Annotated in this window: 30 protein-coding genes; 19 read left to right on the top strand and 11 right to left on the bottom strand. The window is 64.4% G+C overall.

Annotated features, from left to right (window positions below):
- The first annotated feature begins 54 nt into the window (after positions 1-54).
- The 5 genes from MLB1_RS24205 to MLB1_RS01620 all read left to right on the top strand — a co-directional run bounded on the left by MLB1_RS24205 (position 55) and on the right by MLB1_RS01620 (position 6,005).
- Entirely contained in the window at positions 55-381 is a 327-nt protein-coding gene (locus tag MLB1_RS24205; RefSeq protein ID WP_371750538.1) for a YlxR family protein, read from the top strand.
- An 88-nt stretch (positions 382-469) separates the two neighbouring features.
- Entirely contained in the window at positions 470-3,223 is a 2,754-nt protein-coding gene (infB, locus tag MLB1_RS01635) for a translation initiation factor IF-2 (protein ID WP_180748006.1), read from the top strand.
- A 2-nt stretch (positions 3,224-3,225) separates the two neighbouring features.
- On the top strand, positions 3,226-3,702 hold the full coding sequence (rbfA, locus tag MLB1_RS01630; protein ID WP_180748005.1) for a 30S ribosome-binding factor RbfA: 477 nt from the start codon (positions 3,226-3,228) through the stop codon (positions 3,700-3,702).
- The gene (locus tag MLB1_RS01625) at positions 3,683-4,678 is read left to right on the top strand and encodes a bifunctional oligoribonuclease/PAP phosphatase NrnA (protein WP_180748004.1); all 996 of its coding nucleotides are present in this window, start codon (positions 3,683-3,685) and stop codon (positions 4,676-4,678) included. The genes rbfA and MLB1_RS01625 overlap by 20 nt, the downstream gene beginning before the upstream one ends.
- On the top strand, positions 4,671-6,005 hold the full coding sequence (locus MLB1_RS01620; RefSeq protein WP_180748003.1) for an MATE family efflux transporter: 1,335 nt from the start codon (positions 4,671-4,673) through the stop codon (positions 6,003-6,005). The genes MLB1_RS01625 and MLB1_RS01620 overlap by 8 nt, the downstream gene beginning before the upstream one ends.
- Here the strand turns inward: MLB1_RS01620 and MLB1_RS01615 are convergent, their stop codons facing one another.
- Positions 6,006-6,383, bottom strand: coding sequence for a hypothetical protein (locus MLB1_RS01615; protein ID WP_255485563.1), 378 nt, complete (start codon positions 6,381-6,383; stop codon positions 6,006-6,008).
- A 121-nt stretch (positions 6,384-6,504) separates the two neighbouring features.
- On the opposite strand from MLB1_RS01615, the gene MLB1_RS01610 reads away from it, so the two are divergent.
- A complete protein-coding gene (locus tag MLB1_RS01610) occupies positions 6,505-6,726 on the top strand; it encodes a hypothetical protein (protein ID WP_180748002.1) in 222 nt (73 codons plus the stop codon).
- 84 nt (positions 6,727-6,810) lie between these two features.
- Positions 6,811-7,419 carry a GNAT family N-acetyltransferase gene (locus MLB1_RS01605; protein ID WP_180748001.1) on the top strand — a complete coding sequence of 203 codons (609 nt, stop codon included), beginning with the start codon at positions 6,811-6,813 and terminating at the stop codon, positions 7,417-7,419.
- A gap of 12 nt (positions 7,420-7,431) precedes the next feature.
- On the opposite strand, the gene MLB1_RS01600 is transcribed toward MLB1_RS01605, so the two are convergent.
- Genes MLB1_RS01600 through MLB1_RS01590 form a run of 3 tightly spaced genes read right to left on the bottom strand, consistent with a single transcriptional unit; the run spans position 7,432 to position 10,537 of the window.
- Positions 7,432-8,190 carry an enoyl-CoA hydratase gene (locus MLB1_RS01600; protein WP_180748000.1) on the bottom strand — a complete coding sequence of 253 codons (759 nt, stop codon included), beginning with the start codon at positions 8,188-8,190 and terminating at the stop codon, positions 7,432-7,434.
- Positions 8,187-9,299, bottom strand: a complete 1,113-nt coding sequence (locus MLB1_RS01595) for an acyl-CoA dehydrogenase family protein (protein WP_180747999.1) — start codon at positions 9,297-9,299, stop codon at positions 8,187-8,189. Before MLB1_RS01595 ends, MLB1_RS01600 begins: the two co-directional genes overlap by 4 nt.
- A complete protein-coding gene (locus MLB1_RS01590; RefSeq protein ID WP_180747998.1) occupies positions 9,296-10,537 on the bottom strand; it encodes an acyl-CoA dehydrogenase family protein in 1,242 nt (413 codons plus the stop codon). The genes MLB1_RS01595 and MLB1_RS01590 overlap by 4 nt, the downstream gene beginning before the upstream one ends.
- 81 nt (positions 10,538-10,618) lie before the next feature.
- Between MLB1_RS01590 and MLB1_RS01585 the strand changes: the two genes are divergently transcribed.
- Positions 10,619-10,894: a DUF2277 domain-containing protein gene (locus MLB1_RS01585; RefSeq protein ID WP_180747997.1), complete on the top strand. Its 276-nt coding sequence runs from the start codon at positions 10,619-10,621 to the stop codon at positions 10,892-10,894.
- On the opposite strand, the gene MLB1_RS01580 is transcribed toward MLB1_RS01585, so the two are convergent.
- Complete coding sequence (locus tag MLB1_RS01580; protein ID WP_180747996.1) at positions 10,891-11,499, bottom strand: DUF3558 family protein; 609 nt, start codon at positions 11,497-11,499, stop codon at positions 10,891-10,893. The genes MLB1_RS01585 and MLB1_RS01580 overlap by 4 nt on opposite strands.
- A gap of 119 nt (positions 11,500-11,618) precedes the next feature.
- On the opposite strand from MLB1_RS01580, the gene MLB1_RS01575 reads away from it, so the two are divergent.
- Genes MLB1_RS01575 through truB form a run of 4 tightly spaced genes read left to right on the top strand, consistent with a single transcriptional unit; the run spans position 11,619 to position 14,634 of the window.
- On the top strand, positions 11,619-12,095 hold the full coding sequence (locus MLB1_RS01575) for a carboxymuconolactone decarboxylase family protein (protein WP_180747995.1): 477 nt from the start codon (positions 11,619-11,621) through the stop codon (positions 12,093-12,095).
- Between the two features lie 13 nt (positions 12,096-12,108).
- Entirely contained in the window at positions 12,109-13,062 is a 954-nt protein-coding gene (locus MLB1_RS01570) for a metallophosphoesterase (RefSeq protein ID WP_180747994.1), read from the top strand.
- Positions 13,063-13,099: 37 nt separating this feature from the next.
- Positions 13,100-13,741, top strand: coding sequence for a 4'-phosphopantetheinyl transferase (locus MLB1_RS01565; protein ID WP_180749624.1), 642 nt, complete (start codon positions 13,100-13,102; stop codon positions 13,739-13,741).
- A complete protein-coding gene (gene truB / locus MLB1_RS01560; RefSeq protein WP_180747993.1) occupies positions 13,738-14,634 on the top strand; it encodes a tRNA pseudouridine(55) synthase TruB in 897 nt (298 codons plus the stop codon). Before MLB1_RS01565 ends, truB begins: the two co-directional genes overlap by 4 nt.
- Positions 14,635-14,636: 2 nt before the next feature.
- Here truB and MLB1_RS01555 read toward each other — a convergent pair whose 3' ends face one another.
- From MLB1_RS01555 to mntR, 6 genes are all read right to left on the bottom strand, one after another.
- Positions 14,637-15,356, bottom strand: a complete 720-nt coding sequence (locus tag MLB1_RS01555) for a hypothetical protein (RefSeq protein ID WP_255485562.1) — start codon at positions 15,354-15,356, stop codon at positions 14,637-14,639.
- On the bottom strand, positions 15,353-16,663 hold the full coding sequence (locus MLB1_RS01550; RefSeq protein WP_180747992.1) for a polymorphic toxin type 37 domain-containing protein: 1,311 nt from the start codon (positions 16,661-16,663) through the stop codon (positions 15,353-15,355). Before MLB1_RS01550 ends, MLB1_RS01555 begins: the two co-directional genes overlap by 4 nt.
- Before the next feature lies 1 nt (position 16,664).
- Positions 16,665-16,976, bottom strand: coding sequence for a WXG100 family type VII secretion target (locus MLB1_RS01545; RefSeq protein ID WP_180747991.1), 312 nt, complete (start codon positions 16,974-16,976; stop codon positions 16,665-16,667).
- Positions 16,977-16,979: 3 nt separating this feature from the next.
- Entirely contained in the window at positions 16,980-17,297 is a 318-nt protein-coding gene (locus tag MLB1_RS01540; protein WP_180747990.1) for a WXG100 family type VII secretion target, read from the bottom strand.
- 109 nt (positions 17,298-17,406) lie between these two features.
- On the bottom strand, positions 17,407-17,973 hold the full coding sequence (locus MLB1_RS01535; protein ID WP_180747989.1) for a DUF4262 domain-containing protein: 567 nt from the start codon (positions 17,971-17,973) through the stop codon (positions 17,407-17,409).
- Between the two features lies 1 nt (position 17,974).
- Positions 17,975-18,697 (bottom strand): manganese-binding transcriptional regulator MntR, encoded by a 723-nt coding sequence (mntR, locus tag MLB1_RS01530; protein WP_180747988.1) that lies wholly within the window; start codon positions 18,695-18,697, stop codon positions 17,975-17,977.
- A gap of 93 nt (positions 18,698-18,790) precedes the next feature.
- Here mntR and MLB1_RS01525 point away from each other — a divergent pair, with 93 nt between their 5' ends.
- The 7 genes from MLB1_RS01525 (at position 18,791) to MLB1_RS01495 (ending at position 26,155) form a co-directional block, all read left to right on the top strand.
- Positions 18,791-19,753 (top strand): bifunctional riboflavin kinase/FAD synthetase, encoded by a 963-nt coding sequence (locus MLB1_RS01525; protein WP_180747987.1) that lies wholly within the window; start codon positions 18,791-18,793, stop codon positions 19,751-19,753.
- A gap of 93 nt (positions 19,754-19,846) precedes the next feature.
- Entirely contained in the window at positions 19,847-20,116 is a 270-nt protein-coding gene (rpsO, locus tag MLB1_RS01520; RefSeq protein WP_078287840.1) for a 30S ribosomal protein S15, read from the top strand.
- Positions 20,117-20,184: 68 nt separating this feature from the next.
- Positions 20,185-20,643 (top strand): hypothetical protein, encoded by a 459-nt coding sequence (locus MLB1_RS01515; RefSeq protein WP_180747986.1) that lies wholly within the window; start codon positions 20,185-20,187, stop codon positions 20,641-20,643.
- A gap of 296 nt (positions 20,644-20,939) precedes the next feature.
- The gene (locus tag MLB1_RS01510; protein WP_180747985.1) at positions 20,940-23,207 is read left to right on the top strand and encodes a polyribonucleotide nucleotidyltransferase; all 2,268 of its coding nucleotides are present in this window, start codon (positions 20,940-20,942) and stop codon (positions 23,205-23,207) included.
- Positions 23,191-24,504, top strand: a complete 1,314-nt coding sequence (locus MLB1_RS01505; protein ID WP_180747984.1) for a pitrilysin family protein — start codon at positions 23,191-23,193, stop codon at positions 24,502-24,504. The genes MLB1_RS01510 and MLB1_RS01505 overlap by 17 nt, the downstream gene beginning before the upstream one ends.
- 31 nt (positions 24,505-24,535) lie before the next feature.
- Positions 24,536-25,321, top strand: coding sequence for a DUF2182 domain-containing protein (locus tag MLB1_RS01500; RefSeq protein ID WP_180747983.1), 786 nt, complete (start codon positions 24,536-24,538; stop codon positions 25,319-25,321).
- A 21-nt stretch (positions 25,322-25,342) separates the two neighbouring features.
- On the top strand, positions 25,343-26,155 hold the full coding sequence (locus tag MLB1_RS01495) for an SDR family oxidoreductase (protein ID WP_180747982.1): 813 nt from the start codon (positions 25,343-25,345) through the stop codon (positions 26,153-26,155).
- Positions 26,156-26,189 lie beyond the last annotated feature (34 nt).

The following is a 26,189-nucleotide window of genomic DNA, read 5'->3' as shown; positions in this document are numbered from 1 at the left end:
TGATGTGGTGTGGGGCGATTCTTAAATCAGGTGCTGCGGACGGTAGACTAAACCGTGATCCAGCGCGAGACTTCGGTGTTCGCGCATTCCCGCACCGGTCAGCCGGTGCGGACATGCGTGGGATGCCGGAAGCGAGAGCTGGCCGTAGATCTGCTTCGTGTGGTTGCTGTGTGTGCTTCGGATGGTCGAGACGTTGTCGTCGACATCCAGCGCAGACTGCCCGGCCGCGGTGCGTGGTTGCACCCGTCGGCACAGTGTTATCACCTTGCGGTAAAGCGGCGAGCATTCGTGCGAGCGCTCCGGATCGCCGGAAACCCGGATACGAACGCGGTCTTCGAACATGTTGAGCAATACCAAGAGATTGGCAACGACAAACAATGAGCACACCGTGAAGCGTCGATGATGATCGTCCATCACAGCTAACACGAGGCACGGCGCCTGAAGCCGCTGCCTCGCAGACAGGAGAGCAGTGGCAGGCAAGGCCCGGGTACACGAGTTAGCTAAAGAACTCGGTGTGACCAGTAAAGAAGTTCTCGCCCGACTGAGTGATCAGGGCGAATTCGTTAAGTCCGCATCCTCGACGGTGGAAGCCCCCGTCGCGCGGCGTCTTCGTGAGGCATTCGGTGGTGGCGATAAGCCCGCCGCCGCCGGATCCAATGGTGCGGCCGCAGAGACTGCGGCACCCGCCAAGACGTCCACTCCCAAGCCCGCGGCCCCCAAGCCCGCGCCGAAGAAGGTTGCTGAGCCCGTTGTTGAGGCTCCCGCGCCGGAGACACCCCCGGCGCCTCCGGCTGCCCCAAGCCCCAAGCCGGAAGTCCCATCCCGGCCCGAAGCAGAAGCCGAAGCCCCCGCTCCGGCCGCCCCGCGGCCCGGCGGCGCGACGCCCGGGCCCAAGCCTGGCGCTCCGCGGGTGCCGCGCGTCGGCAACAACCCGTTCTCCTCGGTACAGCCGACCGAGCGGCCGATCCCACGTCCACAGGCACCCCGCCCGGGCGCCCCGCGTCCCGGTGGCGCGTCCCCGAGCAACATGCCGCCCCGTCCGTCTCCCGGATCGATGGGCCCGCGCCCGCCGCGTCCCGCTGGTCCGGGTGGCGGTCGTCCCGGTGGTCCCGGAGGTGGTCGTCCCGGTGGTCCGGGTGGCGGTCGTCCCGGTGGTCCCGGTGGTGGCGGCGGTAACTACCGCGGCGGTGGTGCCAGTACCGGCGCACCGGCCGGTGGTCCTCCGGGTGCCGCAGGTGCCGGTGGCTTCCGCGGTCGCCCCGGTGGCGGCGGTGGCGGCGGTGGCCGTCCCGGTCAGCGCGGTGGTGCGGCAGGTGCGTTCGGTCGTCCCGGCGGTGCCCCGAAGCGGGGTCGTAAGTCGAAGCGGGCGAAACGCGCCGAGTACGAGAACATGCAGGCGCCGGTTGTCGGTGGCGTTCGGTTGCCGCACGGCAACGGTGAGACCATCCGGCTTGCCCGCGGTGCCTCGCTGAGCGATTTCGCCGAGAAGATCGACGCCAACCCGGCATCGCTGGTGCAGGCCCTGTTCAACCTCGGCGAGATGGTGACCGCCACCCAGTCTGTGGGTGACGAGACCCTGGAGCTGCTGGGCGGCGAGATGAACTACGTCGTGCAGGTCGTTTCGCCTGAGGACGAGGATCGCGAGCTGCTGGAATCCTTCGACCTCACCTACGGCGAGGACGAAGGCGGCGAAGAGGATCTGCAGACCAGGCCGCCGGTGGTGACCGTCATGGGTCACGTCGACCACGGTAAGACCCGCCTGCTGGACACCATCCGTAAGGCCAACGTCCGCGAGGGCGAGGCAGGTGGCATCACCCAGCACATCGGTGCCTACCAGGTGACCGTCGAGCACGACGGCAATGAGCGTCCCATCACCTTCATCGACACCCCCGGCCACGAGGCGTTCACCGCCATGCGTGCCCGCGGTGCCAAGGCCACCGATATCGCGATCGTGGTGGTGGCTGCCGATGACGGTGTGATGCCGCAGACGGTCGAGGCCATCAACCATGCCCAGGCGGCCGATGTGCCGATTGTGGTGGCGGTCAACAAGATCGATAAGGAAGGCGCCGATCCGACGAAGGTCCGCAGCCAGCTCACCGAATACGGTCTGGTGGCAGAGGACTTCGGTGGCGAGACGATGTTCGTCGACATCTCGGCCCGAGCCGGCACCAATATCGAGCAGCTGCTCGAGGCCGTGCTGCTGACCGCCGATGCCGCCTTGGATCTGCGGGCCAACCCGAATATGGAAGCCCAGGGTGTGGCGATCGAAGCCCATCTGGACCGTGGTCGTGGCCCAGTGGCCACCGTCTTGATCACCCGCGGCACGCTGCGGGTTGGTGACTCGGTGGTTGCCGGCGATGCGTACGGTCGCGTGCGGCGCATGGTCGACGAGCATGGCGACGATGTCGAAGAGGCGCTGCCCTCGCGTCCTGTCCAGGTCATCGGTTTCACCTCGGTGCCCGGCGCAGGCGACAACCTGCTCGTTGTTGATGAGGACCGCATCGCCCGGCAGATCGCGGATCGGCGCAGCGCGCGCAAGCGCAACGCACTGGCCGCGCGCAGCCGCAAGCGGATCAGCCTGGACGATCTGGACGCCGCGCTGAAGGAAACCAGTCAGCTGAACCTGATCCTCAAGGGCGACAACGCCGGTACGGTCGAGGCTCTGGAAGAGGCACTGCTCGGTATTGCCATCGACGACGAGGTGCAGCTGCGCGTCATCGACCGCGGTGTCGGTGGTGTCACCGAGACCAACGTCAACCTGGCCTCGGCCTCGGATGCCATCATCATCGGCTTCAATGTGCGGGCCGAGGGCAAGGCGACCGAGCTGGCCAACCGCGAGGGTGTGGACATCCGCTACTACTCGGTGATCTACCAGGCCATCGACGAGATCGAGAGCGCGCTCAAGGGCATGCTCAAGCCGGTCTACGAAGAGGTGGAGCTCGGCCGTGCCGAGATCCGTGCCATCTTCCGCTCGTCGAAGGTCGGCAATATCGCCGGTTGCCTCGTGCAGTCGGGCATCCTCCGGCGTAACGCCAAGGCTCGGCTGTTGCGTGACAACGTCGTGGTGGCCGAGACAGTCACCATCTCTTCGCTCAAGCGTGAGAAGGATGACGTCACCGAGGTTCGTGACGGTTACGAGTGCGGTCTCACCTTGACGTACAACGACATCAAGGAAGGCGACGTCATCGAGGCGTACGAGCTCCGTGAAAAGGAACGCGTCTAGATATGGCTGATCCCGCCCGCGCACGCAGGCTGGCCAAGCGGATTGGGGCCATCGTCGCCTCGGCGATCGAGTACGAGATCAAAGACCCGAGGCTGACGATGGTCACGGTCACCGATACCCGGGTGACCAACGATCTGCACGATGCGACCGTGTACTACACCGTGATCGGGCAGACTCTCTCCGACGAGCCGGATTATCCCGGCGCGGCGGCGGCGCTAGAGAAAGCGAAGGGTGTGCTCCGAACGAAGGTTGGTGCCGGTACGGGGGTGCGCTTCACGCCCACCCTGGCATTCGTCCTCGACACGTTGACGGATTCGGCCCGGCATATGGAGGAGCTGTTGGAGCGCGCGCGTGTGGCTGACGCCGCACTCGCCGAGGTCCGGCAGGGAGCTCTACATGCCGGTGATGCCGATCCTTACAAGGCATCCTCGGACGAGGACCCCGCATCTGACGAGGACGATGAGCGCCGTCCCGATTGAGACGGGTGCGGTGGGGGCACGCGTAGACGCAGAGGGCGCGGTGGCGCTCCTGATTAAGGCCAAGACGGTCGTGATCATCTGCCATGTGCACCCCGACGCCGACACGGTGGGCAGCGGGCTGGCACTCGGACAGGTGCTGGTGGCCAAGGGGGTTGACGTCCAGGTGAGTTTCGGGGCACCGGCGGCCCCTCCGGAGTCACTCGGCACCCTGCCGGGCGCAGAACTTTTGGTGCCCCCGCATGAGTTGTGCACGGATCCGGATCTGGTGGTCACGGTCGACTGCCCGAGCGTGCGGCGGCTGGGACGACTGGGCGAGCTGGTCGACGGGACCGCACCGGTGCTGGTTATCGACCACCACGCGTCCAATGAGCTCTTCGGTACGGCGAATTACCTTGATATCAAGGCCGATTCGACGACGATGATGGTGGCCCGGCTGCTCGACGCCTGGGGGGTGGGCATCACCCCCGAGATTGCGCATTGCCTGTACGCCGGTCTGGTCACCGACAGCGGGTCTTTCCGCTGGGCCACCGCGGAAGGCCACCGGCTGGCGGCCCGGCTGCTGGACTTGGGTGCCGACGGCGTGAACATCACCCGCACGCTCATGGATTCGCATCCGTTCGTGTGGCTGCCTATCTTGTCGCGTGTGCTGGGCACCGCCCAGCTGATTCCTGAGGCTGTTCGGGGTGCGGGACTGGTGTATGCCGTTGTCACCCATGACGTCTGGTCCTCCGCGCGGGCCGAGGAGGTCGAGTCGATCGTCGACATCGTGCGCGCCACCACCGAGGCCGAGGTGGCGGTGGTGTTCAAGGAGATCGAGCCCGAGCATTGGTCGGTGTCGATGCGTGCCAAGTCCGCGGTGGATCTGTCGGCAGTAGCGGCAACCTTCGGCGGCGGCGGACACCGGCTGGCCGCCGGGTTCTCGGCCACCGGTCCCATCGACGAGTTAGTGGCGGCGCTGGTTCGCGCTCTTGACTGATGTGGGCGATGCTGCCGCGCCGTCTGGGCTAAGGCGCCGAATCGTTGCTCTGGCGTTGCCCGCGCTGGGAGTTTTGGCGGCCGAACCGCTGTACTTACTTTTCGATATCGCCATGGTGGGCCGCCTGGGTGCGGTGCCCTTGGCGGGTTTGGTCGTTGGGGGACTGGTGCTTTCGCTGGTCGGCACGCAGCTGACCTTCCTTTCGTACGGCACCACGGCCCGTGCGGCACGACTGTTCGGCTCCGGTGATCGTGCCGGGGCGGTGCATGAGGGCGTGCAGGCAACCTGGCTGGCGCTGCTGATCGGAGCCGCCCTGACGCTCATCGTGAACGCGGTGGCCGCACCGGTGGTGCGGGCCATCGCCGCGGCACCCGATGTGGCTGCTCAAGGACTGACGTGGTTGCGTATCGCCATCTTCGCGGCACCGGCCATCCTGGTGTCACTGGCCGGGAACGGCTGGATGCGCGGTGTGCAGAACACGGTCCGGCCGTTGCGGTACGTGATTGTCGGCTTTGCGGTTTCGGCCATGTTGTGTCCGGTGCTGGTTTATGGGTTACTCGGGATGCCTCGCATGGAATTGGCGGGGTCGGCGGTGGCCAACCTGGTGGGGCAGTGGCTGGCCGCGATCCTCTTCCTACGTGCCCTGTACTCCGAACGCGTTCGGCTGCGCATGGACCCGCCGGTGCTGCGCGCGCAGCTGGTGCTGGCCCGCGATCTGTTGGTGCGCAGTCTGGCCTTTCAGGCCTGCTTCATCAGTGCCGCGGCGGTGGCCGCACGATTTGGTGCGGCGGCGCTGGCGGCGCATCAGGTGGTCCTGCAGGTGTGGAGTCTCCTTGCGCTGGTACTCGATTCACTCGCCATCGCGGCGCAGACTCTCGTCGGCTCCGCGCTGGGAGCGGGTCGGGTAGCGGAGGCCAAGTCGGTGGCTTGGCGGGTGACGGCCTTCTCGCTGGGGTTCGCGGTGGTGTTGGCAGCACTTTTTGCTGTCGGTGCGCCTGTACTTCCGGGTCTGTTCACTTCCGATGCGGCGGTGCTGCACGAGATGTACGTGCCGTGGTGGTTCCTGGTGTGCCAGTTGCCGATTTCCGGTCTCGTTTTCGCTCTCGACGGTGTGCTGTTGGGGGCCGCAGACGCCCGGTTCATGCGCAACGCCACCATGGTCAGCGCCTTGTGCGGATTCCTGCCACTGGTGTGGTTGTCGCTCGTCTTCGGGTGGGGTCTTACCGGAATTTGGTCCGGGCTCACCCTTTTCCTGATACTGCGGCTGGTGTTGGTCGGCTGGCGCGCGCTGTCGGGCCGCTGGGCCGTTCTGGGGCCCGGCCACTGATCAGTGCGCCGCCGGCGGGTACTGGGGATGCTGCGGCTGCGGGTAGGGATATCCAGCGGGTGACGGCGGGTATCCCGCTGGCGGGTAGCCCTGGTAGGCCGGGGGTTGCGCGGCCAAGCGACGAATCTGCTTGATCTGCCCCATGTTTCCGAATATCGCGATCCAGTTCATGACGAGGATGGACAGAAAGCTCCACCACCCGGCCGCCAGATTGTGGATCTGCGCGTCGCTGTATGCGGTCTCGCATTGCTCCAGCGTCCCGGTGATCGTGTAGGACCGGGTACTGAACATGATGAGCATCCCGGTGTGCTTGGTCAGCCGGACCTGAAAGTACCTGGGTGGCGGCGCCGCGGCAGGGTACTGCTGTGGATAAGACATGATTCCTCCCCTGATCGTGTGACGCCATCCGATGATATCGGGGTTTGCTCAACAGTCGGCTATGTGATCCAGGTCACGTGCGGAGTACTCTGGGAAAGGCTGGATGAGGAGGTGTTTCGAAATGAACCTTGATCGATTTGCCGTGTGGACCGGCTACTTCCTTGGGCTGATGTCGGTCACGATCACCGCGTTGGGGCTGGCGGCATTGGCGGCCGGACATCACGGATGGGGAATGGCCGCGGCGATCGCCTTACTGGTCACCGCGGGCCTCGGATTCGCAGTGGTAGGCGGCACAGTGCATCACGACCACAAGATCCATAAGGAGACGCCGCACTTGATGTAGGGGTAGGGCTGCTGTCTCAGAAACGCTTCGTAGAATACGGCTTGCCTAAGTTGGGCCTATTGATCGAACGGAGCCTCTTGGCAGATGAACACCCCTACCGGTTACCGCATCGCTAGAGAGAACACCGATGTGGCAGTCGAGGTCATCGAGGCCGGGGCGCCACCGCTGCCGTCGTTCGACGGCACCCGGTATGCGATGCGTGTGGTCGACCCCGCAGGATCAGACCCGGACATGCTCAGCGAGTGGTTCGCGCGCCCGCATCTGTTGGAAACCTGGGAGCAACGATGGTCGGCTGCACGCTGGCATGAGGACGCTTCTTATCGACTGGCCGGCCATTACTCCTTGCCCTGCATCCTGTCGGTTGACGGGGCCGAGATCGGCTACGTCGAGATGTACCGCGCCGCGCGCGACGAGATCTCCCGGATCTACCCGTCGCATCCGCACGACACCGGCTTCCACATAGCCACAGCGGCCGCCGAGTATCTGGGCCGCGGCGTCATCTCCGAGTGGATCCGATTGCTGCCGTTCGCCGTGTTCGCCGCCGATCCCGATTGCCGACGGATGATGGCCGAACCGGCGGCCGGTAATCCGCCGATCCACAAGGTGCTCGCGCGCCTTGAGTGGACTGCTTTGGGCGAGTTCGATATCCGGCCGGACCGTCGGATCGCGTTGTACCGCTTCGACCGTCCTTAGGCCTGCCAGGGTCTAAGCGTTTTGGCTGCGCCCGCGTTCCATGATGGCGGCGCGTCGCGCCTCCACACCCTCGGCGATGGAGTTCTGGGCGATCCACCGGTGGGCGTCATCGAGGGCCACCTGCAGGCCGTTGCCGATGACCTCGGACTCGATGCGCCGGTAAGAGGCCAGGAGCTCGCGTACCGCGGACTGGTTGTTCCCGGCGATCGTCGCGGCGAGCCTCTTAGCGGCAGGCAGCAGCTCCTCGTGCGCAACCACCTCGGTGACCAGACCGGCGCGCAGCGCATCCTCGGCCGACAGGTAGTCGCCGGTAAGGCTCATGCGCCGTGCCAGCCCACGCCCCACCGAGAGCGGCAGCAGTGTGGTCAGCCCCCAGGTGGGCAGGATACCCACGCGCGCATGGGTATCGGCGAAACGTGCCTTCTCCGAGGCGATCAGGATATCGCAGGCCAACGCCAGCTCCAGGCCACCGGTGACGGCGGCGCCGTTGATGGCGCCAATGACGGGCTTGGACAGCTCGGGCCACCACGGGTCCAAGGTGTCGGCACGGTCACCGCTGCCCAGCTCCTTGAGGTCGACGCCCGCGCAGAACACCGGGTCGGCGGCAGTCAGGATCATCACGTCGACATCGTCGTCGACATCGGCGGCGGTGACGGCTTTTACGATCTCCTCGCCTAGTGCCTTGCTGAGCGCGTTGCGGGCCTGTGGGCGGTTCAGCGTGATGGTGCAGATCCGGTCTTCGGTCTGCGTCAACAGAATTTGTTCGGTCATGCGTCGATAACCTCCTTGGCGATACGTTCGGCGTGGACGGCACGGCCCCCGAAGAGTGCCGAATTGCTGACGGCCCGTTTGTAATACAGGTGGGCTGGATGCTCCCAGGTGAATCCGATGCCACCGTGGCTCTGGATGGCCTTCGCGGTCACCTCGACTGTACCCGCGGACGCTACCTGCTGAGCGATGCTGGTGGCCAGCGCGGGATCGTCAAGGCTCGGGTCGTCATGTGACCAGGCCGCGTGGTAGGCGGCGCCGCGCACGTTCCCGGCCGCCGCGGCCATGTCGGCAAGGCGGTGCTTGACGGCTTGGAACGACCCGATGGTTCTCCCGAACTGGATACGAGACTTGGCGTATTCGGTTGTCACATCCAGCATGTAGGCGGCGATACCGGCCTGTTCGGCCGCCAGTACGGTGGCTGCGACGTCGAGTGCCTTACCGACTGTGTCAGCGCCCAGGCCCTGTTCGCCGATCAAGCGCGCGGGAGCGGAGTCGAAGTGGATATTGGCCTGACGACGGGTCAGGTCCAGGGTGGCCAGTGCATGCCGGTCGACACCCAATGCGTTCCCGTCGACCGCGAAAAGGCTTGGACCGGAGTCGGTATCGGCCAGCACCAGGATCACGTCGGCAGTGGCGCCATCCGGCACATGCTCGGTGTCGCCCGTGAGCTTCCACCCGTCCGCATCGGATTCCGCGGATACCGTGATCGCGTCGGCCAACCGCGTGCGGCCACCCGCGAGAGTGATCGTCTTGTCGCCGGAAGCCAGCGCGGGCACCAACTCGACGAGGGCGTTGTCGTCGCCGCTGGCCGCCAACGCGGTGGCGCCCAGGGCTGCGCTGGATATCCACGGCAAGCAGGCCAGTGCGCGTCCCAGTTCCTCTGCCACGATGGATAATTCGATAACGCCCAGACCGCCCCCGCCGTATTCTTCGGGCAGGCTCAGGCCGACCACACCCAGCTCGGAGCCCAGCGCACGCCAGGCGTCCAGGTCGACGGTGCCGGCATCGACGATCTCGCGTACGTGCTCGGGTGTCCAGACACGTTCGCACCAGCTGCGAACCAGTCCGCGTAGATCGCCATGTTCTTCGGTGAACTCGAATTCATTCATCCTCGAGGCACGTCCTTCCAGGCCTTGTCGGTATCGACCCGGATATCGCCGGGCAATCCGAGGACGCGCTCTCCGATGATGTTGCGCATCACGTCGGAGGTGCCGCCCTCGATGGTGTTGGCCTTGGACCGCAGGAAGGCCCACATGGTGTCGGCACGGCGGTCGTCTTCGACGACGCGTCGCATGTCGTACGAGGCGTAGAGAGTCGCCTCAATGCCCAGCAGTTCGACGCAGAAGTCGTAGATCTGCTGATTGAGCTCTGCGCCCATCAGCTTGCCGATCGATCCTTCCGGACCCATGGGCCGGTCGCCCTGGGCGGCGATGCGCATCTGGGTGCCGTAGCGGTTTCCCTCCGAGCGCACGAACAGATTCGTCAGCTTGGCCCGCAGCTCGGGGGTGTGCAGGTCGGGGCGCTGCTTCCACAGATTCAGGGCGTTGCCGATCGATCCGCCGCCGCGGCCGTGGTCGAATGCGCCGCCCAGCGCGCTGCGCTCGTTCATGAGGGTCGTCATCGATACCCGCCAGCCGTCGCCCTCATTGCCCAGGCGGTGTGCGTCCGGGATCCGGACATCGGTGAGGTACACCTCGTTGAACTCGGCGTCACCGGTCATCTGGCGCAGCGGACGGACCTCGACGCCGGGATCGGTCATATCGACCACGAAATAGGTCAGGCCGCGGTGCTTGGGCACCTCGGGATTACTTCGGGCCACCAGGAGTGCCCAGCGTGCCTGGTGGGCACCCGAGGTCCATACCTTCTGGCCGTTGATGACCCAGTCGTCGCCGTCGCGCACCGCGCGGGTGGCCAGGCCCGCCAGATCGGAACCGGCGCCCGGCTCGCTGAACAGCTGACACCACAGCTCTTCACCGGTGAACAGCGGGCGCAGAATCCGTTGGGTCAGTTCGGGCTGTCCGTGTGCGAGCACCGTGGGTGCCGCCATGCCGTAACCAATTACGTTGATGAACAGGGGGTCTGGCATGCCTGCCGCGCGCAGGATGGTGTCGGAGACGGCCTGGAGGGAGGGTGGGGCGTCGAGTCCGCCCAGGCCGACCGGGAACTGGACCCAGGCCAGGCCCGCGTCATAGACGGCGCCCAGCAGTTCGGTGACCGATGTGGAGGCAGGGGGATGTTTGGCGAGAACCTCGTGCGCGGCGGCGGCGATCCGGTCGCGTTGCGATGAACTGCTTGCGTGAAGAGCGTTGGATCCCGCGCTAGACGGCTCCGATGACGTCACTGGCATGAATTACGTATACACGCGTAGGTGAACTAACCGGTGGGTGGGGCACGGTCGGATCGGCATCGTCAGGCCTATCGTCGAAGCATGTGCAGGAACATCACCGAACTACGCGGGCTGGAACCTGCGGCGACCGACCAGGAGATCGAGGCGGCGGCGCGGCAATACATCCGCAAGATCAGCGGTATTCAGAAGACCTCCGATGTCAACCGGGAAGCGTTCGAGCATGCGGTGGCGGAGGTGACGGCCACGACGATGCGACTGTTGGGCCTATTGCCTGCGCGCCGTCAGCCACCTAGGACGGTGCCCCCGCTGCGGCGTCCCGAGGTGCTGGCGCGGTTGGCGGAGCGCGGCCAGAGCTAGAACTTGTAAGAGGGCGCGAGAATGTTGGCGACCCGGCGGTTTTCCACGAGGCAGCCGGGGCCGTCGGGGGAGTACTTCGCTGATGCGTAGTACAGAGACTGCTGGACCACGCCATAACTCGTCTTGAAGGTGATCATGCAAGACACCCACCACTGGTTGTTCCAGTCGGTCGGCTTCATGATGTTGTACTCCGCCGCGCGGTGACCCTGAATCGTCGTCTCCACGGCGTCCGCGGGCAGCGAGTCGTCATACGTGCGCCACACGATCGCCTCGACGGCAATTTGGTAGTTGTTGCGCGAGTCATACCGGCAACGCAGCCCCTCTTCGGGGGAGGGCGGTGTCTGGTCCAGCGCGGCCGCAGCGATGACCGAGCCGGGGATCTCGTAGCAGGGGTCAAAGGGGCGTGGATCGGTGGTGGCGACAACTGGCCATTTGATCGTCGTCGTGGCGCCGTTCGTCATGGGCGCGGTGGAGAACCGCAGCTGAACCGGCGCGCTGGTGGCGTGTTCCGCCGGTTCGGTGTGCCACACGACGAGGCCGCTCAGTAGCAGCGCCATGATGGCGGTGCTCAATCCAACTCGGGTCAGGCCTACCCGTAGGGCCATGCGAAGTCACCTCAATCTGGTCGGCCGCGGTGGCCGAAGTCTAGCCGTGCCCGTCGTCACCTCATTACGGAACTTTCAAAACACTAGAACACGTTCTAGTCCGGGAGTATCGTGACGCTATGGCACGAATTGGGAATTATGCGGACGATGATGTCGCCGGCTGGCTGATGGCTTCACCCGAAATGACGCCCGGCTTCGCAGGGTTTTCGGATGCCGTCTACAACCGCAGCCGGCTTCCCATCGGGGTCCGAGAGCTCGCACGCATGGCGGTGGCCTTCGCGAACGAATGCACGGTTTGTCAGAACACTCGCTTCGTCCAGAGCGGGGAGCTGGACGCCGACTTCTACGCGGACGCCGACCAGTGGCGCACCTCGCCGCGGTATAGCGAGGCCGAACGGCTGGCCGCCGAGTTCGCACATCGCTTCGCCACCGATCACACCGGGCTGCGCGAGGACGACGAGTTCTGGGAGCGGGCACGTCAACACTTCGATGACGGGCTGCTGACCGACCTTGCGCTGTCCTGTGCGTTCTGGGTTGGAAGCGGGCGCGCGCTGCGGGTTCTCGATGTTGGTCAGAGTTGCACGCTAACCCTGTAGGTACATTGGCCGGATGACGCAGGAACGGGAGCCCACTTTGTGGGCGATCAGCGACCTGCATGTCGGGCAGTCGGCCAACAAGTCCGTTCTCGAAGAACTGCATCCGGCCTCACCGGAGGACTGGTTGATCGTCGCCGGGGATGTGGCAGAGAAGACTGACGACATCCGCGCGGCGTTGGATCTGTTGCGCCGCCGGTTCGCCAAGGTCATCTGGGTGCCGGGGAACCACGAGCTGTGGACCACGGCGCGCGACCCGATGCAGATCTTCGGGCAATCCCGCTACGACTATCTGGTCAACATGTGCGACGAGATGGGCATCGTCACACCCGAGCATCCGTATCCGGTGTGGGTAGAGCAGGGTGGACCGGCGACTATCGTGCCGATGTTCGTGTTGTACGACTACACATTTCTGCCGGAGGGGGCCAATTCCAAGGCCGAGGGTCTGAAGATAGCCCGGGACCGCAATGTGGTGGCCACCGACGAGTTCCTGCTCTCCAGTGAGCCTTTCGCGACGCGTGATGCCTGGTGCCGGGATCGGTTGCGGTACACAAGGAAGCGGCTGGAAGATCTGGACTGGATGACTCCGACCGTCCTGGTGAATCACTTTCCGCTGGTGCGTGAACCCTGCGACGCATTGTTCTATCCGGAGTTCTCGCTGTGGTGCGGGTCCACCGCGACCGCCGACTGGCACACCCGCTACAACGCGGTGTGTTCGGTGTACGGACATCTACACATTCCGCGGACCACCTGGTACGACGAGGTGCGGTTCGAGGAGGTGTCGGTTGGTTACCCACGGGAATGGGCGCAGCGCAAACCGTATTCGTGGTTACGGCAGATCCTGCCCGATCCGCACTATCCGCCCGGCTACCTCAACGAATTCGGGGGCCATTTCGAGATCACCGAGCAGATGAGAGTGACGGCCAAGCGATTCCGTGAACGGCTTGCCAAGGAGCGTGCCAGTGACTGATGAGCGTCTTGCGCGACGAGGCAGCAGTACTGATCAGTTGATTGCGTCAGTGGTTCCCGATGTGCTGTCCTCGGCGGAGCTGTACGACGACCCACCCGGTTTGGTGCCGCTGCCCGAAGAGGAGCCGCTGATCGCCAAATCGGTGGCCAAGCGTCGCAACGAGTTCATCACCGTGCGGTACTGCGCGCGGCAGGCCCTGGCCGTCCTGGGGGTCCCCGAAGCTCCGATTCTCAAGGGCGACAAGGGGCAACCGCTCTGGCCCAGTGGGGTCGTGGGCAGCATGACGCACACCGAGGGATTCCGCGGTGCCGTGGTGGGACGCGTGGGGGAGGTGCGGTCGGTGGGTATCGACGCCGAACCGCACGATGTGCTTCCGAAAGGGGTGCTCAAGTCAATCGCCCTGCCGGTCGAGCGTGACGAGCTCGCCGCGTTGCCCGATGGCACGCACTGGGACCGGTTGTTGTTCTGCGCCAAGGAAACCACGTACAAGGCCTGGTTCCCGCTGACCGCACGCTGGCTTGGCTTCGAAGACGCGCACATTACGCTGGACCCGGATGGGACCTTCACATCGCGAATCCTGGTGGACGGCAAGGCTGACGACGGCAGCGTGCTGTCGACGTTCGATGGGCGATGGATCATCGACAAGGGTTTGATTTTGACCGCGATCGTGGTGCCGTGACGGATCCGTTGAGCCGCGCGGGGCTGGTGATCGTGGATAAGCCCGCCGGGATGACGAGCCATGACGTGGTATCGCGCTGCCGCAGGCTGTTTTCCACTCGCAAGGTGGGGCATGCAGGCACCCTCGATCCGATGGCGACGGGGGTGCTGGTGATCGGCATCGAACGCGCCACCAAGATCATGGGACTGCTGACGTTGACCACCAAGTCGTATGCGGCAACGATTCGGTTCGGGCAGAACACCAGCACCGATGATGCCGAAGGTGAGGTGTTGCAGACTATTTCGGCCTCACAGGTGACCGATGCGGATATCGAGACGGCAGTGGCGGCGTTGCGTGGGGACATCGAGCAGGTGCCATCCTCGGTGAGTGCAATCAAGGTCGACGGACAGCGCGCGTACAAGTTGGCGCGGGAAGGGCAGACCGTCGAGTTGGCGGCGCGGCCCGTGCGTGTCTCGCGGTTCGACGTGTTGGCGGCGCGGAGACCGGGGGATGGGTTTGTCGATGTGGACGTGGCGGTGGACTGCTCCTCCGGGACGTACATTCGAGCGTTGGCTCGCGATGCGGGGGCCACGCTGGGCGTGGGTGGGCATCTGACGGCGTTGCGGCGCACTAGAGTTGGTGATTTCAGGCTGGATCGGGCGCGCACACTCGACGAGTTGGCCGAGGGTGCGACGTTGACGCTGGATCTCGATAGCGCCTGTCTTGAGGGGTTCCCCCGACGCGATCTGGATGCGGCAGAGGTCGATTCGGTGCGCAATGGGCGGCCGTTGTCGGCCGCCGGTATCGGGGGCACCTACGCGGCGGTGGATTCGGACAATCGGGTCATTGCGTTATTGGCGGACAACGGTTCTCGCACCACATCGGTTGTGGTGCTGCGCCCGGCGAATCTGTAGGGCTACCCGAAAACAGCTTTGTGCCACCACTGTTCGGGGTCACTGAACCAGGGGCCGAACGTGCCGGTGTTAAGGACTCGTAGTTCCTTCATGTCGATGTTGTATCGCGCGTAGAGCGCGGCAAGTTCCCAAAGGTCCCATTTCTCGCCGCCGTTGATATCTACGTTGATATACAGAGTCTGTTGTCGTCCCTGATAGGACTTGACTTGAGGATTTTTGTCAAGCCAGTCAAAGAACGCCCCCTCGTCGAGGGTGGAGTAGAAGCGAACCCCGGTTGCTTCGAGAGTCGCATGATCAGGTGTGTGGGCGACGTGAAGGTCTAGCGGCCATTCCTTCGTATGGACCCCGACGGTGGGGGCAACGCTCCATGGATAGTCACCTGAGAACAGTTCGCCGTTTCGGCGATCCTCGGCTGGTGGTGGGCGATCGAATATCTCCCTATGCCAGAAGCGGTCCGGTGAGCTGAACCAGGAACCCAGACGGTGGGTTGCGAAGATTTGCAGTTCTGCTGGATCGATGTGGTAGCGGCGGTAAAGAGCGACGAATTCGTTCAGGACGTCTTCATCGATTGCTTCCGCTCTCAGGAATATCTCCACGGTTCTGTATTCGCCGCCCAGCGATTGAACCGCAGCGATCTTGTCAAACCACTCAAAGAACACCGTTTCATCGAATTCAGACTGGTAAAGAACGCCGGTTGCCTCAACCGCTATTTCATAGCTCACTTGCCAGCTCCTTCAGGTTGTGGTGGCAAGACGTTTTCGTGCTTCTTGGTTCTTGGATCCTGAACGTCCCAGTGTGGGCCGCGGTGTGCATCTCCAGGGCGCTCGGCCGACCCGGGTCCAGTTGGAACCCAGACCTTTCCGTCGGCTGCCTCCCAGCCGAAACCTCTGCCATTCGGATTCGGTACCCACTTGGGGCCATCTTTCGGTGGTACGAAATCCCGTGGCAATGATCCCGCCGGATAGTCACCCGGATAGCCCGGCGCCTTGGCTCCGTTCTTGTCAAATGCGTCGTTGGGCGGCTTGCGGTTCGAGTAGACCGTCGTTTCGCCCGTAATCGTTGCGATCGATAATCCTATGATCGCGCCGAGACCCGCAGCGGTGATTGATCCCGCGCCAAAGGTGATGCCGCCCAATGTCGTAAGGAATGGGCGGATGCATGCCGCGAGCGCTGATGCACAGGCGTCTACCGCTGTGGCCGCGATCTCCGCGCCTCCTGCGGTAGCACGCCCGCGAGTGATGACGGCGATGGCGGCGATGGCGGCTATTCCAACACCGAGAGTGCTGGCGATTGCGAACTGCATATCTGATCGCAGCTGATTGAGCGCCGCGTAGTGGGCGGTCGTCGAGGTCGCGAGATCGCTTGCGGCCAGCTTGATTCTGCCCGCACTTGTGGAGAGCGTCGTGAGATGCTCGCTGAGGTTCGGGATATCTGGGGCATGAAAATTGCTCAATGCGTTAGCCGAGAGCCTGAGGTCGGATTCGCCCCTTGAAATCGCGTCATTGTCGGCAAACGTCTTCCACGCCTTGGCCGCACGATCGAGCTTGTCTGTATCACCGTCCGGGATCTCGCCGCCCGCTACCTGAGCAACGACCTTCTTATACAGGTCGGGCACATCCGACTCAAGACCTGGGCCATTGTGTTTTGACGATGCCACACCGACGACAACATCTGCCCCATAAGGTAATTCCGACGGGATTGTCCGAGGGCAGGCCGGGCCCGTTCCCTTGTTGGGATCGCGATTCGCTCGCCAGTCGGCGATTGCCCAGTTGTAGCCAGCCGCAATGAGAATGTCTCCCAAGCGTTGTAGCGCCCTGGCGTAATCAGTAGTCACCATCACGAGAGCGCCCGCACGTTCGTCGTAGCCGCTCGACCAAGCCTTGACGGCCTGATAGCCGCCCGCCATTCCGCTGGTTTCCAGAGTCAGGACACGGGAAAGCGGCTTGAACGCGGCCTGGACGTCGGTCGAGAGCCTGTAGCAGGTTTCCGCGGCGGCGTAGTACGCGGCTGATTCAACAACGACGGCCACGTCATCCCCTCGTCATCCGAAGATTGGCTTCCTGGGCCTCCGAGTAGGCGCCGTGTGCTGTTCTAGCGGCCTCTTCCATCTGGTTCAGTCCTTCGACGAGCTCGCGTGCCGCATCTATCCACTGCTGATGCGCTTCCGTGTACGCAGCGGCGGCGGCGCCTGTCCACTGCCCGCTCTGCACCAGCTTCTGGACACGTGCTTCTAGCTGATCGAGATTCTCGGTGACGAACTCCTTGAATCCGCGAGCGCGCACGGTGACCTGATCAATGTGATCCAGATCGAACGAGAACTCTGACTCGATGTGAGCGGGCACAGCTCAGCCCCTCTGTGTTGAGTCGATCGACGATGCCGTCGAGACTTCCTGGGCCTGGAATGCCGCCGCGTTAGAGTCCAACGTAGAGGCGATATCAGCGAGTGCGTCCCACACTTTCGTTGCACCGTCTTGCATTTCGTCCCATCCGGACCGGTAGGAGTCGGCTGCGGTGCCCTTCCAGACACCGAACAACGCCTGAACCTCGCGATCCAGCGAAGTTGAACCCGATCTCATTTGGTCTGCAAGGCCGGCGGCGAACTTGCTGAGTGCACTGACTTCGTCGATTACCACCTGCAGCGGCGCGTCACCGGCTGATGTCATTACCTCGCCCCTCCCGGGATTCGACGTGATCTTTTGTAGATCTGACGCGGCTAGTCGTGATTCGGTTCCATCTTTTTGAAGATTGTTCAAACCCGCCCGAAACCGCAGCTCAGTCGCGGACCCACCGGCTCGGAGGATGAAGCTCTCTGGGCATCCACATCAGCGGCTGTCGGTCCGCAAAGTGCGGATCGAGTTCGGGATTCCCGGGGAAGCGCCCATCACCGTCGGGCCACAGAATCTGCAGATATCGCACATGGTTGGTCCGGTTGAACCACAGCCCGAACCCGAATTCGTTGTGATACCAACTCGGATCGACGGGGGACAGCTTCACCTGGTAGTCGTCGACGGCCGGCAGCGCGAGCACGTCACCAAACGTTTCGCCCACCTGCAGCCGGCGTCCGTCCTGTACCTGTTCGGCAACCGCATTCAAAGCGCGCTGCATCATCGCAACGTCGTTGACTCCGTAGATCGCCAGCTCGGGCGATCGCATGGTGTGCCACATCCCGACGGTGTATGCGAACGGTGGGCTCTCCTCCGACGAGGTCGGACCGATTCCCAGCGCGCTCCAGCCGTATTCGGTGACGCTGCCGATGATGCCGCGGTCGCTCTCGTTGTAATCACCGCGATCGCCGTAGTCGACGCACAGCAGGCACTCACACGTCGCGTTGCCGGCCATTTCAGTCGAGTACAACCCAAATTGATTGCGCTGCAGGGTTTCCCAACTCAAGCTTCTTTTCCCCGCCGCCGCTGCCGTCGCCCTTGATCGATACCGAGATGGTTCCGGCGAAGTCGCGCCGCTCGTCCACCGTCACCCGAGCGTCCAGTGCCACGCCTACAGTGTCGAAGTAGCGCAGCATCTCCGGATCGGCATCAGAGATTCGGGCCACCACACCGGCATCGCCGTTAGCGCAGTCAGACAGCTGGCGCGCCGGGGGAGTGGGCACCTGCCCGTCCGGCCCGGGAATGGGGTCGCCGTGCGGATCGCGTTGCGGATGACCAAGCTTCGCGTCAATCTTGGCCAGCAGAAGGTCGGAGACCGCATGCTCAAGCACCTCGGCCTCGTCGTGCACCTCGTCCCACCCGTATCCGAGTTCGTTGACCAGATACGTCTCCAGCAGTCGGTGCCGACGCACCATGAGCACGGCCGCCTTGCGGCCCTGGTTCGTCAACGTCACCGCGCCGTACTTTTCGTGATCAACCAGACCTTGATCGGCCAGCTTGCGGATCGACTCGGAGGCGGTGCTCGCCGACACGCCCATCGCCTCGGCCAGCATTTTGGTGCTCACCTTTTCGCGTGACCACTCCTGCGCGGTCCAGATCACCTTGAGGTAGTCCTGGGCAACCGTCGTCAGGTCGGCATCGGAGGATCCGGCGGGCCGGTCGGATCGAGAGGGGCTCACGAAGCTCAGCCTAGTCAGCCTTGGATGAGCCGCCGGCGCGAAGACCGAAAGCCTGATCGGCCCTCTCATATCTTCCGAAGTAGGCTTCATGTCGTGCAACGCTGGCGCGGGCAAGACGAAATCCCGTCCGACTGGGGTCGGTGCGTGTTGACGATCGGCGTATTCGACGGTGTGCACCGAGGTCACGCCGAACTCATCGGGCGCGCGGTGAAGGCCGCACGCGAGCTCAACCTCAAGAGCGTCCTCATGACGTTCGACCCCCACCCCATGGAAGTGGTGCTTCCCGGCACCCATCCGGCACAGCTCACGACCCTTACCCGGCGCGCGGAGCTGGCCGAGGAATTGGGCGTTGACGTCTTCCTCGTGGTGCCCTTCACCCCCGAATTCATGAAGCTCTCACCCGATCGCTACGTGCATGAACTGCTGGTCGAGCGACTGCACGTTGCCGAGGTCGTGGTCGGGGACAACTTCACCTTCGGCAAGAAGGCGACCGGGAACGTCGCCATGCTCAAAAAGGCGGGGGATCGGTTCGGCTTCGCTGTCGACGCTGTGAAACTGCTCAGTGAACACGCCGTCACCTTCTCCTCGACGTACATCAGGTCCTGCGTCGACGCCGGTGACATGGTCGCTGCCACCGAGGCACTCGGACGTCCACACAGGGTCGAGGGTGTCGTGGTCCGTGGTGACGGCCGCGGCCGGGAACTGGGCTTTCCGACCGCCAACGTGGCGCCGCCGATGTTCGCCGCCATCCCGGCGGATGGGGTGTACGCGGCCTGGTTCACGCTGCTCGGACACGGTCCCACCATGGGCACCGTCGTTCCCGGTGAGCGCTATCAGGCAGCCGTCTCGGTGGGCAGCAACCCGACGTTCTCCGGCAAGGCACGTACCGTCGAGGCGTTCATCATGGACACCGCCGCGGACCTGTACGGCCAGCACGTGGCGGTCGATTTCGTGGCGCGGGTTCGCAGCATGGAGAAGTTCAACTCGGTGGATGAACTCGTGGACGAAATGGGCCGCGATGCCGAGAAGGCACGCACGATTTTGGCCCGGGGCTAGCCCGCCGGTACACTTCAACATCGGTGTGAGCTGCAGTTCGCGGTGGCCCGCCAGAAACATTCGACGCGAACCCCAGTGATGGAGAAGCTTGCCGTGGCATTGACTACCGAGCAGAAGAAAGAAATTCTCACCCAGTACGGGGTGCACGAGACCGATACCGGTTCTCCCGAGGCCCAGGTTGCGATGCTGACCAAGCGCATCGTCGATCTGACTGAACACCTCAAGACTCACAAGCACGACCACCACAGCCGTCGTGGTCTGCTGCTGCTGGTCGGCCGTCGTCGCCGCCTGCTCAAGTACATCGCGAAGGTCGATGTCGCGCGCTACCGCTCGCTGATCGAGCGCCTGGGTCTGCGCCGCTGACTTTGGTTTCTCCTCGACGATGCGGCAGCCCCGGATTCACGGCTGCCGCATCCATCGTTCTGGTTGTCGTGGGTGTTGGGCTGGTGTCGGCGTGTTCGGCAGCAGCCGCCACCGACGACCTGGTTGTCGGTGACTGTGTCAACCTCAGTGGTACTGACCAGCAGGCCAAGATCGTCAAAAAACCGTGCGGCAGTCCCCAGTCCAATTTCAAGGTCTTCGCCAAGACCGCAACGGATACGGACTGTCCCCGGGACGCCGACTCGTCCTATTACGCCAAGCGCGGATTCGGTCGTAAGAGTCAAGCCCTATGCCTGGACATCGACTGGGTGGTCGGCAGTTGTATGAACGTCCCCGACAAATGGGACGGCGATCCCGTACGCGTCGACTGCAACGACCGCAATGCGCAGAACAAGAAGCGTGCCACCCAGGTCCTGCAGGGAGTCTCGACGGCGGATGATTGCATGACCGCGCTCGGCTACCCGTACATCGACCGCAATTTCACCGTGTGTGTGGAGGAACTGCCCTGATCACGCTGCATGGCCGCAAACGCCGCAGGTGATAGGGTGTCGGGGTTGTCATGCTGGTCCCACCGGGTAACGGGCGGTCTTCGGTAGTGGCAGCCGGAACTCTGCGTTTCGCGGCTCGCGCTCCTCGCGCAAGCGGCTCCTCGCCAGCCCCGGCCGCTTCGATCGAATGGCCGTGGCCGATCACCTTCCGGGTCCACCTCGCGCTGGTACGTCCGCGCGCTGACCGCGTGATGGCACATATGCCCAATGCAGCACTTGCTGCTAACTGAGAACGTATGAGAGGTATTCCAGAACCCATGTCTGTTACAGAAATTGATGAAGGCGTCTTCGAGTCCACCGCGACCATCGACAACGGGAGCTTCGGCACCCGCACCATCCGGTTCGAGACCGGACGCCTAGCCCAGCAGGCCGCCGGCGCCGTAGTCGCCTACCTGGACGACGAGACCATGCTCCTGTCGGCGACGACTGCCAGCAAGAGCCCCAAGGACCACTTCGACTTCTTCCCACTGACGATTGACGTCGAGGAGCGGATGTACGCCGCGGGCCGCATCCCCGGCTCGTTCTTCCGCCGTGAGGGACGTCCCTCCACCGACGCCATCCTGACCTGTCGTCTGATCGACCGGCCGCTGCGTCCGACCTTCATCAGCGGGCTGCGCAACGAGATCCAGGTGGTGGTGACGGTGCTGAGCCTGAACCCCGCCGACCTGTATGACGTGCTGGCCATCAACGCCGCATCGGCATCCACCCAGATCTCCGGGCTGCCGTTCTCCGGCCCCGTCGGTGGCGTCCGGGTCGCCCTCATCGACGGCCAGTGGGTCGCGTTCCCCACCGTCGAGCAGCTGGAGACGGCCGTGTTCGACATGGTGGTCGCGGGCCGGAAGGCGGGCGACGATGTCGCCATCATGATGGTCGAGGCCGAGGCCGCCGATAACGTCATCGCTCTTATCGAGGGTGGCGCCGGTGCACCGACCGAAAGCGTTGTCGCCGAGGGCCTTGAGGCCGCCAAGCCGTTCATCGCCGCGCTGTGCACCGCACAGCAGGAGCTGGCCGAGAAGGCCGCCAAGCCCGTCGCCGAGTACCCCCTGTTCCCGGACTACCAGGACGACGTTTTCGCTGCCGTCGCCGCGGTGGCCACCGAGCCACTGTCACAGGCACTGTCCATCGCGGGCAAGGCTGAGCGCGACGAGAAGACCGACGAGATCAAGGTCGAGGTTCTCGGCCGTCTGCAGGAGGGCTTCGACGGCCGCGAGAAGGAGATCGGCGCGGCGTTCCGTTCGCTGACCAAGAAGCTGGTCCGCCAGCGCATCCTGACCGACCACTTCCGCATCGACGGCCGCGGTCTCACCGATATCCGCGCCCTGTCAGCCGAGGTCGCCGTGATCCCGCGGGCCCACGGCAGCGCACTGTTCGAGCGCGGCGAGACCCAGATCATGGGCGTCACCACCCTCGATATGGTCAAGATGGCTCAGCAGATCGACTCGCTGGGGCCGGAGAAGTCCAAGCGCTACATGCACCACTACAACTTCCCGCCGTTCTCCACCGGTGAGACCGGGCGCGTCGGCTCGCCGAAGCGCCGCGAGATCGGGCACGGTGCGCTCGCCGAGCGTGCGTTGATGCCGGTGCTGCCTAGCGTCGAGGAGTTCCCGTACGCCATCCGCCAGGTATCGGAGGCGCTGAGCTCCAACGGATCGACCTCGATGGGGTCTGTCTGCGCATCGACGCTGTCGCTGCTGAACGCCGGTGTGCCGCTGAAGGCCCCGGTCGCCGGCATCGCGATGGGTCTGGTGTCCGATGACATCGAGCTCGCCGACGGCACCACCGAGCGTCGCTTCGTCGCGCTCACCGACATCCTGGGCGCCGAGGATGCCTTCGGCGATATGGACTTCAAGGTCGCCGGTACCAAGGACTTCGTCACCGCGCTGCAGCTCGACACCAAGCTTGACGGCATCCCGTCGAAGGTGCTGGCGGCCGCACTGGCGCAGGCCAAGGACGCGCGAAGCACGATCCTCGAGGTGATGGCCGAGGCCATCGACGCGCCCGACGAGATGAGCCCGTACGCACCGCGTGTCACCGCCATCAAGGTGCCGGTCGACAAGATCGGTGAGGTGATCGGGCCCAAGGGCAAGATGATCAACTCGATCACCGAGCAGACCGGTGCCAGCATCTCCATCGAGGATGACGGCACGGTGTTCGTCGGCGCCACCGACGGCCCGTCGGCGCAGGCCGCGATCGACATGATCAACGCGATCGCCAACCCGCAGCTGCCCAAGATCGGCGAGCGGTTCCTCGGAACCGTCGTCAAGACAACCGATTTCGGCGCGTTCGTGTCGCTGTTGCCGGGCCGCGACGGACTGGTGCACATCAGCAAGCTCGGCAGGGGCAAGCGGATCGCCAAGGTCGAGGACGTGGTCAAGGTCGGCGACAAGATCCAGGTCGAGATCGCCGATATCGACAACCGCGGCAAGATCTCGCTGGTCCCGGTCGGCGAAGACGAAGCTCCTGCAGCCGAGGCTTCCGCGCCCGCTCCGGCGGAGGCCGTTCCGGCTGATGCCGTCACCCAGTAAGTTCCCCAGCGCGGTACGCCGCACGGTTCTTCCCGGCGGTCTCCGAGTCGTCACCGAGGCAATGCCTTCGGTGCGCTCGGCGTCCGTGGGGGTGTGGGTCGATGTCGGGTCCCGTGACGAGGGGCGCAGCGTTGCCGGTGCGGCACACTTTCTCGAACACCTGCTGTTCAAGTCGACGCCGACCCGGTCCGCGGTCGATATCGCGCAGTCGATCGATGCCGTAGGGGGCGAGCTCAACGCGTTCACCGCGCGTGAACAGACCTGCTACTACGCACATGTGCTGGACTCCGATCTGGAGCTGGCCATCGATCTGGTGGCCGATGTGGTGCTGCGTGGACGCTGTGCGAGCGAAGATGTCGAGGTCGAGCGCGATGTCGTGCTCGAGGAAATCGCGATGCGCGACGATGACCCCGAGGACCTGCTGGGGGAGGCGTTCCTCGGAGCGCTGTTCGGCGATCATCCGGTCGGCCGCAGCGTGCTGGGGAGTTCGGACTCGATATCGGCGATGACGCGGGCACAGTTGCGTTCGTTCCATGTGCGGCGGTATCGGCCCGAACGCATGGTGCTGGCCGTGGCCGGGAACATCGACCACGATCGCGTGGTGCGGTTGGCGCGCAAGTACTTCAAGTCGCATCTGAACCCATCGGTCGCGACGGTGGCGCCACGAACGGGGAACGGTCGGGTCGTGGCCAAGCCGGGGCTCGTCTTGGTGCCCCGCGACGGTGAGCAGGTGCATCTGTCGCTAGGCGTGCGCACGCCGGGACGTGGCTGGAAGCACCGCTGGGCGCTGTCTGTGCTCAACAGTGCACTTGGTGGCGGTCTCAGTTCCCGTCTGTTCCAAGAGATTCGCGAGCAACGCGGGCTGGTTTACGCGGTCTACTCGTCGGTGGATACCTTCTCCGATACCGGTGCATTGTCGGTGTATGCCGGCTGCTCGCCGGAGCGTCTCGACGAGGTGGCCAAGGTGACCTCACAGGTGTTGAAGTCGGTGGTCGAGGGTGGATTCACCGCAGCGGAGATCGACCGGGCCAAGGGCGCGCTATCCGGTGGACTTGTTCTGGGGCTTGAGGATTCGGCATCGCGCATGAATCGGATGGGCCGCAGTGAGCTCAACAACGGCAAGCACCGCACGATTTCGGCGACCCTCGACAAGATCGACGCGGTGACCGCCGACGAGGTCAATGTCATCGCACGTCAGCTGCTCGGCAGTCCTGCCGGGGCGGCCGTCGTCGGACCGTATCGATCCAAGCGGACGCTGCCGCGGGCGCTACGGGCGATGATTGAATCCGCACGCTAGGCGTGCCGGGTGTCGGTATCATCTCCAGCTGATGGTTGCCAACGCGATCCAGCGGGTTAGGGCACTAACAGCTGGCCGATACGCACAGCTTGCAACTGCGGTAATTCTGTTGTCGTGGTTGGGTTTTACCTTCCTGCCTCAGCACGGTTCCCAAGCTCATACCGCACCGCCCGTTGCAGGCCACATGCACGGTATGAACCACGAGACCATGGATCCTATGGCTCCTATGCCCGCCGCCCACCATCCCGCGCTGTGGGCAGCCTTCGCCGCCTGGATAGTCATGACGATCGCGATGATGGGGCCGGCCACCCTGCCTGCCGTGCAGTTCGTGGAGCAGCATGCCCCGCGCGGCCGTCGCGGTGGGGCAGTAGCGCTTTATGCGGCGGTCTGGCTTGCCGTGTGGGCTGCGGTCGGCATCGTCATCACCCTCGCTCAATCCGCGGCGACCGGCGCCGCGCCCTGGTGGCTGTTTGCAGGCGCACTGTTGGCGACTGCGCTCTGGCAGCTCACCCCGCTGAAGTGTCAGGCTCTCGGCGACTGCCATAGGTCAAGCCCGCTGCCGCCCTCCGGTTGGCCAGCGGCCAAGGGGGTCATGAGGTTCGGAGGGGTGAGTGGCTGGGCCTGCGCCAGGTCGTGCTGGGCCGTGATGCTGGCGATGGCCGTGGCCCCCGCAGCACATGTTTTGTTGATGGTGCCGCTGACGGCCGCCGTCACCTGGGAGCGGTTCACCGGTCATCCCCGCCGGACCACACGCATTCTCGCGGTCCTCTTCGCCGCGGCGGCCGCTGCTGCTGCCGCGTTCGCAGCGCTCCAATAACGCCGCGCTAGGGTCCCGGGTATGGATATCAACGGCAGCGTCGCCATCGTCACCGGAGCCGGCTCGGGTATTGGGCAAGCACTGGCCTGGGCGCTCGCCGATGCCGGGGCACGGGTTGTCGCCTCCGATATCGACGCGGACGCCGCCGCGGGCACCGCGTCGGCGCGGGCGGGCCAGATCATCGGCCGGCGCGCTGATGCCAGCTCCATCGCCGATATCGAAAACCTCATCGCCGTGGCGGAGAAGGAATTCGGCCCGGTCGATCTCTACATCGCCAATGCCGGCATCGGCGGTGGCCTCGGGCTGGAAATTGGCGAAGCGGCATGGGATCTCACGATCGATGTGAACCTGCGGGCACATATCCGGGCGGCCACTCTGCTGGTGCCGAAGTGGGTGGAACGGGGCCGTGGATACTTCCTCGCGGTCGCATCGGCGGCCGGGTTGCTCACCCAGATCGGCTCGCCGGCCTATTCGGTGACCAAACACGCGGCTGTCGGGTTCGCCGAATGGCTCGCGATTACCTATGGCGACAAGGGAATCGGCGTGAGTTGTCTGTGCCCGATGGGAGTTAGGACCGCTCTGCTGGACGGCCTCACCGAATCCGAGGACCCCGCCACGAAGGTCGCCGGTAGCTCGATCACCGCCGCCGGCGAGGTACTGGAGCCGGCTGCCGTCGCGGCGATAACCCTGGACGCGATCCGGGAAGGGAATTTCCTGGTTCTGCCGCACCCGCAAGTGCTCGATATGTACCGGCAGAAGGGCGCCGACTACGACCGGTGGATCGCCGGTATGCGTAGGTATCAGGGAATTCTGGAAGCTCAGATTCTGAGCTGAGAATATGATGTAAATCACATATTCATAACCCATG

Origin of the sequence: Mycobacteroides sp. LB1 (assembly GCF_013449725.1) — a bacterium.
GTDB lineage: Bacteria > Actinomycetota > Actinomycetes > Mycobacteriales > Mycobacteriaceae > Mycobacterium.
The sequence above is the reverse complement of the archived record's forward strand: the minus strand, read 5'-3'. Positions and strand labels throughout refer to the sequence as shown.

Bases quoted from the DNA above. Each gene is read 5' to 3' on its own strand.
- rbfA (WP_180748005.1), top strand. From the start codon at position 3,226: ATGGCTGATCCCGCCCGCGCACGCAGGCTGGCCAAGCGGATTGGGGCC.
- MLB1_RS01625 (WP_180748004.1), top strand. From the start codon at position 3,683: ATGAGCGCCGTCCCGATTGAGACGGGTGCGGTGGGGGCACGCGTAGAC.
- MLB1_RS01615 (WP_255485563.1), bottom strand. From the start codon at position 6,383: ATGTCTTATCCACAGCAGTACCCTGCCGCGGCGCCGCCACCCAGGTAC.
- MLB1_RS01610 (WP_180748002.1), top strand. From the start codon at position 6,505: ATGAACCTTGATCGATTTGCCGTGTGGACCGGCTACTTCCTTGGGCTG.
- MLB1_RS01605 (WP_180748001.1), top strand. From the start codon at position 6,811: ATGAACACCCCTACCGGTTACCGCATCGCTAGAGAGAACACCGATGTG.
- MLB1_RS01600 (WP_180748000.1), bottom strand. From the start codon at position 8,190: ATGACCGAACAAATTCTGTTGACGCAGACCGAAGACCGGATCTGCACC.
- MLB1_RS01595 (WP_180747999.1), bottom strand. From the start codon at position 9,299: ATGAATGAATTCGAGTTCACCGAAGAACATGGCGATCTACGCGGACTG.
- MLB1_RS01590 (WP_180747998.1), bottom strand. From the start codon at position 10,537: ATGCCAGTGACGTCATCGGAGCCGTCTAGCGCGGGATCCAACGCTCTT.
- MLB1_RS01585 (WP_180747997.1), top strand. From the start codon at position 10,619: ATGTGCAGGAACATCACCGAACTACGCGGGCTGGAACCTGCGGCGACC.
- MLB1_RS01580 (WP_180747996.1), bottom strand. From the start codon at position 11,499: ATGGCCCTACGGGTAGGCCTGACCCGAGTTGGATTGAGCACCGCCATC.
- MLB1_RS01575 (WP_180747995.1), top strand. From the start codon at position 11,619: ATGGCACGAATTGGGAATTATGCGGACGATGATGTCGCCGGCTGGCTG.
- MLB1_RS01570 (WP_180747994.1), top strand. From the start codon at position 12,109: ATGACGCAGGAACGGGAGCCCACTTTGTGGGCGATCAGCGACCTGCAT.
- MLB1_RS01540 (WP_180747990.1), bottom strand. From the start codon at position 17,297: ATGACATCAGCCGGTGACGCGCCGCTGCAGGTGGTAATCGACGAAGTC.
- MLB1_RS01535 (WP_180747989.1), bottom strand. From the start codon at position 17,973: ATGGCCGGCAACGCGACGTGTGAGTGCCTGCTGTGCGTCGACTACGGC.
- MLB1_RS01510 (WP_180747985.1), top strand. From the start codon at position 20,940: ATGTCTGTTACAGAAATTGATGAAGGCGTCTTCGAGTCCACCGCGACC.
- MLB1_RS01505 (WP_180747984.1), top strand. From the start codon at position 23,191: ATGCCGTCACCCAGTAAGTTCCCCAGCGCGGTACGCCGCACGGTTCTT.
- MLB1_RS01500 (WP_180747983.1), top strand. From the start codon at position 24,536: ATGGTTGCCAACGCGATCCAGCGGGTTAGGGCACTAACAGCTGGCCGA.
- MLB1_RS01495 (WP_180747982.1), top strand. From the start codon at position 25,343: ATGGATATCAACGGCAGCGTCGCCATCGTCACCGGAGCCGGCTCGGGT.